Annotated in this window: 9 protein-coding genes and 1 pseudogene; 7 read left to right on the top strand and 3 right to left on the bottom strand. The window is 58.5% G+C overall.

Going from position 1 to position 12,228, the window contains the following annotated elements:
• Positions 1-102: 102 nt before the first annotated feature.
• The 6 genes from GRI97_RS08340 to gntA all read left to right on the top strand — a co-directional run bounded on the left by GRI97_RS08340 (position 103) and on the right by gntA (position 7,551).
• Positions 103-1,524, top strand: a complete 1,422-nt coding sequence (locus GRI97_RS08340; RefSeq protein WP_161390579.1) for a DEAD/DEAH box helicase — start codon at positions 103-105, stop codon at positions 1,522-1,524.
• 121 nt (positions 1,525-1,645) lie between these two features.
• Complete coding sequence (locus GRI97_RS08345) at positions 1,646-3,967, top strand: TonB-dependent receptor domain-containing protein (protein ID WP_235917649.1); 2,322 nt, start codon at positions 1,646-1,648, stop codon at positions 3,965-3,967.
• 304 nt (positions 3,968-4,271) lie between these two features.
• On the top strand, positions 4,272-4,847 hold the full coding sequence (locus GRI97_RS08350) for an SRPBCC family protein (RefSeq protein WP_161390580.1): 576 nt from the start codon (positions 4,272-4,274) through the stop codon (positions 4,845-4,847).
• Complete coding sequence (locus GRI97_RS08355; protein ID WP_161390581.1) at positions 4,847-6,037, top strand: zinc-dependent alcohol dehydrogenase; 1,191 nt, start codon at positions 4,847-4,849, stop codon at positions 6,035-6,037. Before GRI97_RS08350 ends, GRI97_RS08355 begins: the two co-directional genes overlap by 1 nt.
• Before the next feature lie 12 nt (positions 6,038-6,049).
• A complete protein-coding gene (locus GRI97_RS08360; protein ID WP_161390582.1) occupies positions 6,050-6,826 on the top strand; it encodes an SDR family NAD(P)-dependent oxidoreductase in 777 nt (258 codons plus the stop codon).
• Complete coding sequence (gene gntA / locus GRI97_RS08365) at positions 6,823-7,551, top strand: guanitoxin biosynthesis heme-dependent pre-guanitoxin N-hydroxylase GntA (RefSeq protein ID WP_161390583.1); 729 nt, start codon at positions 6,823-6,825, stop codon at positions 7,549-7,551. The genes GRI97_RS08360 and gntA overlap by 4 nt, the downstream gene beginning before the upstream one ends.
• A 196-nt stretch (positions 7,552-7,747) precedes the next feature.
• On the opposite strand, the gene GRI97_RS08370 is transcribed toward gntA, so the two are convergent.
• From GRI97_RS08370 to GRI97_RS08380, 3 genes and pseudogenes are all read right to left on the bottom strand, one after another.
• Positions 7,748-8,842: a DUF2806 domain-containing protein gene (locus tag GRI97_RS08370; protein ID WP_161390584.1), complete on the bottom strand. Its 1,095-nt coding sequence runs from the start codon at positions 8,840-8,842 to the stop codon at positions 7,748-7,750.
• An 844-nt stretch (positions 8,843-9,686) separates the two neighbouring features.
• Positions 9,687-10,727, bottom strand: a pseudogene (locus GRI97_RS18970) (AAA family ATPase); the annotation flags it as partial.
• 203 nt (positions 10,728-10,930) lie between these two features.
• Positions 10,931-11,530, bottom strand: coding sequence for a hypothetical protein (locus tag GRI97_RS08380; RefSeq protein ID WP_161390586.1), 600 nt, complete (start codon positions 11,528-11,530; stop codon positions 10,931-10,933).
• 296 nt (positions 11,531-11,826) lie between these two features.
• Between GRI97_RS08380 and GRI97_RS08385 the strand changes: the two genes are divergently transcribed.
• Complete coding sequence (locus tag GRI97_RS08385) at positions 11,827-12,228, top strand: hypothetical protein (RefSeq protein ID WP_161390587.1); 402 nt, start codon at positions 11,827-11,829, stop codon at positions 12,226-12,228.

Genomic DNA, 12,228 nt, shown 5'->3' on the forward strand with positions numbered 1-12,228 from the left:
TTACGCCTTTTGCGGCCTAGGGCGCAGCCTATGTGGCATGGCCGATGGGGCCATCCATCTCGTCGCGGTGTTTCCGCGCCCGATCCGGACCATGTTTAGCCTATGAAATTTGCCGATCTCGGCCTGTCAGACGAATTGCTGCAAGCGGTCGAGGCCGCTGGCTACACGGAACCGACTCCGATTCAGGCGCAGGCGATTCCGCAGATCCACATGATGAAGGATCTGATCGCCATCGCCCAGACGGGCACGGGCAAGACGGCCAGCTTCGTGCTGCCGATGATCGATGTGCTGGCCCATGGCCGCCGCCGCGCGCTGATGCCGCGCTCGCTGATCCTGGAACCCACGCGCGAACTCGCGGTCCAGGTGGCCGAGAATTTCGAGAAATACGGCGTCAATCACGATCTCAAGATGGCGCTGCTGATCGGCGGCGTGCAGATGGGGGATCAGGTCAAGGCGCTGAACGACGGTGTCGACGTGCTGATCGCCACCCCGGGCCGGCTGATGGATCTGTTCGAACGCGGCAAGGTCATGCTGTCCGGCTGCGATCTGCTGGTCATCGACGAAGCCGATCGCATGCTCGACATGGGCTTCATCCCCGATATCGAAACCATCTGTTCCAAGCTTCCGCCCAACCGGCAGACGCTGCTGTTTTCGGCCACCATGCCGCCGCCGATCAAGAAGCTGGCAGACCGCTTCCTGACCAATCCCAAATATATTGAGGTCGCCCGCCCGGCCAGCAACAACACCAACATCGCCCAGCACAAGGTGATGGTGCCCACCCGCAAGAAGCGGGAAGTGCTGCGCCATCTGCTGCGCACCGACGATGTGCAGACCGCGATCATCTTCGCCAACCGCAAGACGACGGTGCGCGAACTGAACAAGAGCCTGCAGAAACACGGCTTCGCCAGCGGAGAAATCCACGGCGATATGGACCAGACCGGCCGCCTGGCCGAACTCGCCCGGTTCAAGGGCGGGCAGATCAACATCCTGGTCGCCAGCGACGTCGCCGCGCGCGGGCTGGATGTGAAGGGCGTCAGCCACGTCTTCAACTTCGATACGCCGTGGCACCCGGATGATTACGTCCACCGCATCGGCCGCACCGGCCGCGCCGGGGCCAAGGGCCGCGCCTTCACCTTCGTCGCCCCCGAAGATGCCGAAGCGATCGCCAATGTCGAAAAGCTGACCGGCGGCCCCGTGCCGGTGTTCGCCCTGTCTGCCGATGACGTGGTGGAAGAATTCGCCCCCACCGCCCGCGAACCGCGTCGCGAAAGCCGCAAGCGGGACGAGGAAAAGCCGGCCAAGGAGAAGTCGGCGCGCAAATCCCGCGAAGACAAGCCCGATCGCCGCAGCGAAAAGGCGGACGACCGCAGCCAGCCGCGCGAAACCGCCACCGACCCCAAACGCTCCGAAGGCCGCTCCGAACCGCGTCAGGATCAGCGCCGCCATGAACAGCGGGAAGAGCCAAGCGAACCCGGTGTCTGGAACGGCCCGGTGCCCGGCTTCCTCAGCGTATCCGCGCTCTGAGATTGCGCCGCTGCCCCGGGCAGCGCGCTTGCTCCCGGCTGATCAGGCGCAGGGTTCCTCATCCTGCGCCGCCACCCGGCCGCATTCAGTGCCAAGACTCCATTTGACGATATAACATAACATGAACTATGCCGCCCCGGTCATCCAGGGGGGCACCGTATTCATGTCGACCATCCGCCGCGCAGCCATTCTGCTCGCCACCGCAGCCATCAGTGCCGCCATTCCCGCCATCGCCCACGCGCAGCAGGCGGAAGGGGAGGCTCCCCGGCCAGCCCGCCCGCGCGGCGAAATTCCAGACCGTGAGATCATCGTCACCGCCCGCTCGCTGGCGAGTGACAACACCAACTCACCGCTGCCGGTCCAGATCCTCGCGGGGGACGAGCTCGCGCATCGCCGGCAGGGCGGGCTGGGCGAAACCCTGGCCGGTCTCCCCGGCGTCCATCTCGACAGTTTCGGCGGCGGCGCCTCCCGCCCGGTCATCCGCGGGCAGACGGTGCCGCGGATCGAGATCCTGAGCGACGGCGCCAATCTGTTTGACGTGTCCTCGGTCTCGCCCGATCACGCCATCACCACCGATCCGCTGCTGCTTGACGCGATCGAGCTCCAGCGCGGCCCGGCGGCCGTCCGCTATGGCGGCAATGCCATGAACGGCGCGGTCAATCTGATCGACAGCAAGGTGCCCAAGGCCATTCCCGCCGGCGGTGTCTCCGGCGCGACCGAGCTGCGCTACGGCACCGGCGATCAGGAAAGAACCCTCGTCGGCCGCGTCACCGCCGGTGTCGGCCAATTCGCCGTCCATGCGGAGGGGGCCCACCGCACCGCCGGCAATTACAATGTCCCCAAAAGCTTCGGCACCGACGAATTGCGCGATTCCTTCGCGGACAACACCACCTACTCGCTCGGCGCCTCATGGATCCCGGACAAGGGCTACATCGGCGCCGCCTACACCCATATGGCCAGCGAATACGGCCTGCCCGGGCACTCGCACCAGAACGGCGTGTGCCACACCCATGGGCTGGATCTGCATTGTGAGGCGCATGACCAATTCGATGATCCCTTCGGCTCATCGGATGATCACACCGCCTTCATCCGCCTGCGCAGCGAACGCGCCGATCTGCGCGCCGATTATGACGATCTGCTCCAGGGCCTCAGCCATATCCGCCTGCGCGGCTCCTACACCGATTACCGGCATGACGAGATTGACGGCCCCGCGCTGTTCAGCCGCTACACCAACCAGGTGTGGGATGGCCGGCTGGAACTCACCCATCGGCCGCTGTTCGGCTTCACCGGCACGCTCGGCGTCCAATACACCCATGGCACCTTCAGCGGGATCAATGTCAGCGACGCGCATGTTCCGGTGGCGCCCAACCAGTTCGGTTACGTCCGCAGCACCCCGGATTACATCACCAGGAATATCGGTATATTCCTGAGCGAACGCCGCTCCTTCGGCAATCTCGATCTTGAAGTGGCCGCGCGGAAAGACTGGCGCCGGATCGACATACCCCTGCCACAGTGGCTCGAACCCTTCACCGATGACACGCGCGCAATTCTCGTCGTGCTGGACAATATGTATGGCGGACCCGGCGCCTACCAGCGGCAGATGGCGACGATCTTCAACCGCAACAATCCACCCTCCCGGCACAACCCGTTCTCCGCCTCCTTCGGCGCCATCTGGCGGATCGACGACACCTATTCCCTGGCGCTGTCGCTCGCCCGGACGGAGCGGCCGGCTGGCGTCCGCGAGCTCTACGCCTATGGCAACAATCTGGCGACCAACAGCTACGAGATCGGCCTCGCCAACACCCGGCGCCTTTCCTCCAGCCTGCCGCTCGGCCGCACCGATGTGATGGAAACCACCCAGTCGCTCGATCTCACGCTGCGCAAGACCGGCGGCCCGCTCGAATTCGAAATCGGCCTGTTCTACCAGGACATCGACGATTACATCTTCGCCCGGCTGATAGAGGCAGAGCTTGAATCCGGCCTGCAGCACAATCTGCTCGTCTACACCGCCGCCGACGCCCGCTTCGCCGGGGTCGATGGCCAGATCAGCTATAGCCTCACCCCCCAATCCCGCCTCACCCTGTTCGGCGACTATGTCGACACCAGGCTGAAGGATCAGAACGACAACCTCCCGCGCATCCCCCCGGGCCGGCTGGGCGCCCGCTACGAACACACCGCCGGCCCGCTGTCGGGCGATGTGGAATACACCCGCACCTTCGCGCAAAACACCATCGCCTCCTACGAAACCTGCACCCCCGGCTACAATCTGCTCAACGCGACACTCAGCTATCGAGTGAACATGGGCAACACCGGCCCGGCCGAAATCTACCTGCGCGCCACAAACCTGCTGAACGAACTGGCCTTCGTCCACACCTCTTTCGTCAAGAACCAATCCCCGATGCGCGGGCGCAGCGTGGCGGTTGGGATGCGGTATTCCTGGTAGGGTTTTGGAGGTCGGTAGGGGCGGGCTGTTTCCGCCGCCTCTGAGACATCGCAAACTGCTGGGCGTTCTGCTCCCGTGTCTGGTGCATGGCGCGCCAAGTCTTTGCCAATCACCGAAGATCGAACGCAGGAGGCGTTCGTTGAGCATTGCGCCCCCGGAACTCCAACCCTGCTCAAATATCCTCATAACCCTTGTTAATTTGCGATTTATTTATGCAACCGATCCGGCTGGCGTGGGTTCGGCGGGGGTAAGTTCGAATATTCGGACTTCCCGCTAAAAGCCCAACGCCCGCAGGAGAATTGCGATGGTCGCACCTCATGACGACGCGCCGATCACGACATCAAAACGAACTGAAAAGACCGCCCAGGCGGCAGAAAATATTGCCGATCCCAAAGGCAGCAGCCTGGTGGGGCGATCCGTCACCATCAATCGCCCGCGCCATGAACTTTATGTGCAATGGCGTGATTTCAGCCAGTTTCCCAACTTCATGGAAAATGTCGAGCGCGTCGAAATGATTGACGATGTGACGAGCCATTGGGCGGTGAAGGGGCCGGGTGGCAGCACCATCGAGTGGGATGCGATCATTACGCAAGATCAGCCCGACAGTCTGATCGCCTGGAGCTCCGCCGATGGCGCCGATGTGGCCAACAGCGGCCGTGTCGAATTCCATGATGCGGGTGAACGCGGCACGATCGTCACCGCAACGATCCTCTATGATCCGCCGGCTGGCATCCTCGGCAGACTGGTTGCCAAGCTGTTCCAGCGCGAACCCGCGATACAGACCCGCCGGGATCTGCGGCGGTTCAAGCAACTGATGGAAACGGGCGAGGTCGCGACCTCGGCCCGCACCACCAAGGAACTGGAAGAGGAGACAGCCTGATGCGCGCGCTCACCTGGCACGGCAAGCATGACGTCCGCGTCGACACCGTCGACGATCCCGAAATCCTCAACCCGCGCGATGCGATCATCAAGGTCACCTCCACCGCGATCTGCGGGTCGGATCTGCATCTGTATGACGGCTACATTCCCACCATGCAGGCCGGTGACATCCTGGGCCATGAATTCATGGGCGAAGTGGTTGAGACAGGACCGGGATCGACCCTGAAGAAGGGACAGCGGGTGGTCGTTCCTTTCACCATCGCCTGCGGCAGCTGCTACCATTGCGGGAAGAACCAATATTCCGCATGCGACAACAGCAATCCGGCCGACAATCAGGATATTGCTGATACCCTCTATGGGCAGCCGATGGCCGGGCTGTTCGGATACAGTCACATGACCGGGGGCTATTCCGGTGGTCAGGCCGAATATGTCCGGGTCCCGTTCAGCGATGTCGGCCCGATCGTCATTCCTGACGGCATTGAGGACGACAAGGTCCTGTTTCTGTCGGATATTCTCCCCACCGGCTGGCAGGCGGCCGAAAACGCAGAGATCGAACCTGGCGACACCGTGGCGGTCTGGGGCTGCGGGCCGGTAGGGTTGTTCTGCGTGCAATCGGCGTTCCTGATGGGCGCGGCACGCGTGATCGCGATCGACCACTTCCCCCGGCGGCTCGAAATGGCGGCCAAATTCGGCGCAGAGACGATCAATTACGAAGAAAGCCAGACTTACGAAGCCTTGATGGAGATGACTGGCGGCATCGGGCCGGACGCCTGCATCGATGCCGTCGGTCTGGAGGCGCATGGGCTGTTCGTCGACAATGTCTGGGATCAGATCAAGGCATCCACCTTCCTCGGCACCGATCGCGCCCATTCCATCCGTCAGGCCATCCTCGCCTGCCGCAAGGGCGGACGGGTATCGATGCCTGCGGTATATGGCGGATTTGTCGACAAATTCCCGCTCGGCGCCTTCATGCAGAAGGGGCTGACGCTCAAGACGGGCCAGACCCACGTGCAGCGTTATTTGCCTGGATTGCTGACGGCCATCCTGGAAGAAAAGATCGATACGACCTTCCTGATCAGCCATCGCCTGGGGCTGGAACAAGCCCCCGACGGATACAGGATGTTCCATGATCACCAGAATGACGTGACCAAGGTGGTCCTGAAACCGGGCTTCGACCGGGTGGCAGCATGAGGAGGTCCGCTCATGACCAGTAAATTCGCCATCATCACCGGGGCATCGACCGGCATCGGCGCCGAATTGGCCAGGATTGCCGCCAACGAGGGCTATGATCTGTTGCTCGTGGCCGACACACCCTTTGCCGACAATGCGACATCGCTGCCCAATGTATCACGCCTGGAAGCCGATCTCGCCACGATCGAAGGGGTGGATCTGCTGCTGGCAGCCGCCAACGGTCGCCCGGTCGATCTGCTCTGCGCCAATGCCGGTCACGGCCTTGGCGGGCCATTTCTGGAACAGCAAACCCAGGATTGGCTGCATGTGATCGACACCAATGTCACCGGCACTGTCTATCTGCTGCAAAAAATCCTTCAGGCCATGGCCGCCAGGGGGGAAGGGAAGGTGCTGGTCACCGGCTCCATCGCCGGCTGGGTGCCCGGCAGTTTTTCCGCCGTTTACAACGGGACAAAGGCCTTCATCGACAATTTCACGGCAGCGTTGCGCAATGAGCTGAAAGACCATCCAGGCATCACGATCACGACGCTGGAGCCGGGCCCGGTGGAAACCGAATTCTTCCACAGGGCCGGCATGGATGACACCAAGGTCGGCCAGGCAGAAAACAAGTCGGATCCCGCCGATGTTGCGCAGGATGGTTGGGATGCGCTGATGGCCGGCAAGGCCAGCATCATCTCCGGCTGGAAGAACAAGCTGCAGGTGGCTGCTGCCGGTGTGCTCCCCCAATCCGTGCCTGCCCAGCAGCACCGGCAGATGGCCCAGCCGGGCAGCGGAGACGACAAGCCATGATCGGCGACCCGGACCATCACCGACGGCCCCTGATCGCCGTCAACGATGTCCAGCATCTCGAAGATGGCGTGTTGGACAAGATTGCCCATCCGACCTTCCCCTGCGTCGGCGCCAAATCGGCGCTCGCCCGTGGAACCTTGAAGATCATGGCATGCCATTCGCTCGTGAGTGGGTGGGACGATGTGCGCATCCATCGCACGCTGCTGGATTGGGCCGCCGATTATCGGACGGATCCGAAGGGCTTGCGCAGCCTGGCCGTGGTCTTCGAAGGCCCGCTGACGCTGGATGAGGCGGACTTCGAAAAGGCGATGTGGGAACGCATTCAGTCTTTTTCCGACAAGGACCATTGGCTGGGCCAGCCCTTTGATCACCGGGTGAGCCCCGATCCCGAAGATCCCCATTTCTCCCTCAGCTTCGGCGGGGAGGCATTCTTTGTGGTCGGCCTGCACCCCAACGCATCCCGCCCAGCCAGACGCTTCCCGTCACCGACGCTGGTGTTCAATCTGCACGATCAGTTCGAACACTTGCGGGAAGAGGGGAAATACGAACGCATGCGGGAAAAAATCCTCGAACGCGATCGGGAGATCGCCGGGGACATCAACCCCATGCTGGCGCGTCACGGAGAGCTGAGCGAAGCCCGGCAATACAGCGGCCGGCAGGTTGCAGCCGATTGGCACTGCCCGTTCAGGGATCCCCGACGGAAAAGCACTCACGGAAGCGATTGAAGCCCGCCTTTGCCTTGGGCGGTGGCTCGCTGTGCCGGACAGGATTCCACCGTAGGAAGTCGGGCTTGGCCTGCGGCTGTTACCGGGAGGCCGAGGCGCGATAGCCGGAAGATTTGAGTATTGCGTCCCCGGAATTCCCGCGAAGATCAGATTCATCGTTCATGTCCCAGCAAAGACATAGCATGAGTGCCATGAATTACGCGATATCAGAGGCTAATGCTGTTTTCTGAGGAGCAAATACAGGGCTTCCGCCTTCCGCAAGCGCTGCCTTCACATCATCGACCGATCCAAATAGGAACTCGTCTAGCGCGATCGTACGGCCATGTTCAGTCTTTTGGATCCTCCCTATGTAAGCAAATCCACCGTCGGCACTTAACGCGGGCACGATCTCAGCTTCGACCACTCGTTTCAGCGCGGCCTGCTCATCAAAATCATTGACTAGGTTGAGCAATTCTCGCCCTGCATTGGTCAATCGTAGAACTCTAATTTTCAGCCTTTCTGTGCCTGCGGATGGAGGCAGTCGCCCAGCAGCCGCATAACTTGTGCCCCACATGATAAAGCGACCGTTGGGCTCAATTGTAATAGTTCTGACGACCTCGTCGGCGCTGTCGTGGAGAAGGCCAACCTCAATTAACCTTGAAAGCTGGAAAAACAATTCGCCTTCATTCCAAATTAGGCTGGGATCTTGGTAAAGAAAAGATTCTTCAAATGCGAGCTTACTTAACTTTTGGAACCATTCAGCGGAGATTGGGTCTATTTCGGCAATTATGCGCAGTGTTCGCACGGAATAGCGCCCAGGACGGCTAACTTCCCCCGCCAAAACGCGACCCCATAGCTGCTGCATCCGTTCTGAGGATGCGTCTTCCGCTAGACGTTCAAATAGGTTGAGCCAGTCATCTGCGATGATTTCCTCTTTTGGTTGAGGCTGCACATTATCTCTATCGGTGTCTCGAGACATCTCTTCGACGAACACTGAGGCAACAGCTTCACGATTGACTTGCTTTCTGTAGGCACCGCGCAACAAGCTTTCCATGGCTCGGTTTATTATTTCGGGTTCTCCGGAAGCTGTCTTCGCCACAGTCCCAGCAATGGCGTCATCAACCAGCATCAAAGCTGCCGTCTTCGATTCAATTTTCGCACGCTGCTGGTTCAACCATGCCACTGGCACATCAACGGCCGCTCCTATCAAACGGTCCAAAGCCTTGATGGAAGCTGGCACCAACGCAGCCGGAATTCCTGCCAAAGTGGCTGCTGCGACAGGGGAATTTGTTTCGGGTACGATATCGCTCATCGATTTTATCCGGTCTCTTTAAACACCAAGCCATTTCTGGTACTTGTGCATCACCTTCGGACCAAAGCAGACCTGTGCTGCCTGGATTTCACATCTATCGGTTTGCTCTCTCGATCATGACGACGATCTCTCTGATGCGTTTCTTCAAATCCAGCGGATCGAGCGTGACCCTGCCGCTCTCCACAACATGTCGTGCGACCTTCACCTTGTCGACATTAGTTTCAGCGCTCTTGGTGGCAATCTTGCTTGCAGCCTTTTTATCTGCCCTTCGCTTATAATGAAGCGCGTGATCGTATGGCCCGCCGCTCAAGGGTGCCTCGTAAGTATTACTATGAACCATTTTGACAGCATCTTGGAGAACGGAAAAATCGATGTAATTCTCGACCTCTCGTCCTTTGGTGACCCAAGCAATCCCACCATGTTTTGCGAAATCATTCACAAGGCGCCTTTTGGTGGCATTTATCCCGGTTCTCATATTCTGTTTATCACTATCGATCATTACTCCAAGATTGCGGTTTAGGGCACGTAGCTCGACAAATTCCGTTACTTCATCATCATCTCCAGAAAGGTGGCTCAGCAATCTGCCGCCATAAAACATAATCGAGTAATGGATACCCTCTATGAGATCGGGATTGGCGAGACTGATCCAGTGTTGCAGGTAGATGCGATCTGATGGCCCTTCGACCCAGATCACTGCGTTAGCCTGAATTATATCTGATGCGCGATGTCCAAGATCTGCACAGATTGCATACCGCTCTTGGTTTAATTTTGCGGCGCTCACACGAGTTAGTCCATTTTCTTGTGCGACATGGAAGATCGCTGCGCCTTCCGTGTCGATGAAAGCAGCCGAGTGCGTAGCAATAAAATACTGGTTTTCAGTATTTTCTTTCAAATATCGAATCAGCTTGCGTTGTAGAAGAGGATGGAGATGAATCTCGGGCTCTTCGATGCAAATGATCTCGTGATTGGTTAAGGTACAGAAGGAAGCGATCATCACAACTTCCTGGATGCCGGTGCCGAGAGATCGCAAAGGCAGTACACGGCCGTCCATATGCACTAGGACGTGAGCTTTCGAATTTGGTATTTCAATCTTTGCATCCAGACGGTCCGTGACGGACTTCAGGAAGTTGTTGATGCTATCGAAAACTTGCCGATCTTTGAGATGATCTAAGTCCGGGTTCTGGATCGACGCTAGGCGATCTATAAGGCCTGCACCGCTGAAGTCAGCAAACTCAGTACCAGTCGGACCAATTTCTCTGATAGCGGGGATCAGCTTGGTTTCTGGTAACTCACCGATTGGCATACACGCCGTTATTTTTTTTATTAAGTCGGGGATATACCGCTTTTTGACATCTTCCTGATAGACTTGGCTGGGGCGATGGTTCTGGTTACCCTCTGTCTGCATGAAAGCACATAGACGCATCCAGTCATTGTGTGGGAACAGCGCATATATAGCATCAACGTCAAAGCGCATTTTGACGTAGCGATCTTCGTAAGGGACCGACCCATCGATCCACAAAAATCCATATTCTTCTAAGTATCTAAACAGTTGTTCAACTACTATCTTTTTCCCGCTTTGCTCGATGTAAGGATGCCGGCTGTAAAATTTTTCTTGGACGCGCTTTGCGGTGAAGCCGATGCTCATGCCGATTTTCGCCCCAGATATGCCACCATGCGCTTCAAGCACATCTACGGCCCCGCCATTTTTTGCGTACTTGCTACGCTTATCGATGGGTAAGTAGGTGCTGATAAAGTTGAGAACGATGGACTTGCCGGAATTGTTTGCGCCGATGAAAAAATTGAAATCCTTGAAGTCAAACATGTGTTGCTCTTCACGAATTCCACGATAGTTCTCTAAAGCTAGTGCTTCTAAAAAAACTGGCATCGCGCGCTCGTCCTCATTGAATATTGGGCTAACGCCCTTGTTGGCTGTCTGCTTATGAAATCGGTAATAAGCCGGGAAAGATTGCCTCACCCGGCTCTTTTTTCTGCAGACGATGATCGGCTAATTAATTTCACATTTGTGCTTGTTTTGCTGCACGTCACGGTGCCCCCGACGCTTTAAACAAGCACTTCAAACTAACCCGTTCAATGGGTACTTGCGTCGGTATTTCGCTTTCTGCGCGCCAGCTTCTTGAGGCGACCGAGCAGCTGCCGGCCGGTCGCGTCGCTCGGATCCAGCACATCCACCGGCTCAGCGTCAGCCGCGGCGCCGGGGATCGTGGCGCGAACCATTTTATAGGCCGCGCGGTTGAACGCCCGGGCGTGATAGGCAAACCATCCCGCGCTGCCGACTGCATAGGCTACCGAAGCGGCGGCAATAGCCGGATGGGCTTTCACAACTTTTGGGCCCAGGGTGACCAATGCAAGGGTAGACGCGGCCAGATGACCCTGCTCGGCCTTCGCTGATTCCGAACTTGAGCTCGCGGCGCCCGGCATATTGAAGCCGACCGCAGCCTTGGCGATATTCAGGGCATTAGCAATGCCGTGGTGCAGATCATCAGCGATGACCGGCTGCAATTGCATCTTCTGGCTATCGGTCAAACCATACACCGCAGCGATCTCGGTCACGACATCCGCCAATCGCTCCTGCCCAAGTGTCAGCGCCTTGAAGGCTGTTGAACCGCTACGCTTGGCGATCAGCCAGGAAGCCTGCCGGTGAATTGCATCCAGTTCCTCAAGCGTCACTTATGTTTCCCCCTTGGTACATCCCCAGCTTTATTCGCAGCGGTTATGGTTGTGGACTGCCGCTTGAGCCTCACTTGCCAGCGCTCGACCGATTTGAAGCAGAGCGTCCCTGTTCTTCGGCGAGAGAGCCCTCAACACATCGACCCAATCAGTCTCCAGCTTCCGAGTATCCGATCTCTGCCGGAGTTCTGGGACACAATACTCAACCCATCTCGCCATCCCACTTTAGTTTGAGTTCCTCTATTAGATATCGTGTCCACCAATTTTCTGGAAGCGGCAAAAGGAGTGCGCGAACAATGGGTCAGGAAGTTCGCTTGCGAGATCAACAATGCGCACATGGCGGCTTTGCTCACATCGGCCAATCTGTCGTGTTTGGGCAGTTGCGTTGGTATCGATCCACCTTTTGTCCCCAGTGCAAACCTACCGAGGAAGACGGCGACGGCCTTCCGCCTGAGGAATTCCGCCGATTGTTGTTGAACGACGGCGGATATTGGGAAGTTCGTGCCCAAGCAGGAAGCCGGCCAGCGGTGGTGATCAGGATCGTAAAGAGCGTCCTCGGCCTATCGAATGCGGAGGCCTTTGCGCAGATGCGCCAATTCCCGACCGTTTTCCAAGGAACGCAAACAGAGGCGGAATGGGTGCAAGGCCATCTGGCTGCTGCATCGATTTCCGCGTCTGTGTTGGAAATGGGCGCCTGA

Source organism: Croceibacterium xixiisoli (genome assembly GCF_009827305.1).
Classification (GTDB): domain Bacteria; phylum Pseudomonadota; class Alphaproteobacteria; order Sphingomonadales; family Sphingomonadaceae; genus Croceibacterium_C; species Croceibacterium_C xixiisoli.

Bases quoted from the DNA above. Each gene is read 5' to 3' on its own strand.
- GRI97_RS08370 (WP_161390584.1), bottom strand. From the start codon at position 8,842: ATGAGCGATATCGTACCCGAAACAAATTCCCCTGTCGCAGCAGCCACT.
- GRI97_RS08340 (WP_161390579.1), top strand. From the start codon at position 103: ATGAAATTTGCCGATCTCGGCCTGTCAGACGAATTGCTGCAAGCGGTC.
- GRI97_RS08355 (WP_161390581.1), top strand. From the start codon at position 4,847: ATGCGCGCGCTCACCTGGCACGGCAAGCATGACGTCCGCGTCGACACC.
- GRI97_RS08345 (WP_235917649.1), top strand. From the start codon at position 1,646: ATGAACTATGCCGCCCCGGTCATCCAGGGGGGCACCGTATTCATGTCG.
- GRI97_RS08385 (WP_161390587.1), top strand. From the start codon at position 11,827: ATGGGTCAGGAAGTTCGCTTGCGAGATCAACAATGCGCACATGGCGGC.
- GRI97_RS08360 (WP_161390582.1), top strand. From the start codon at position 6,050: ATGACCAGTAAATTCGCCATCATCACCGGGGCATCGACCGGCATCGGC.
- gntA (WP_161390583.1), top strand. From the start codon at position 6,823: ATGATCGGCGACCCGGACCATCACCGACGGCCCCTGATCGCCGTCAAC.
- GRI97_RS08350 (WP_161390580.1), top strand. From the start codon at position 4,272: ATGGTCGCACCTCATGACGACGCGCCGATCACGACATCAAAACGAACT.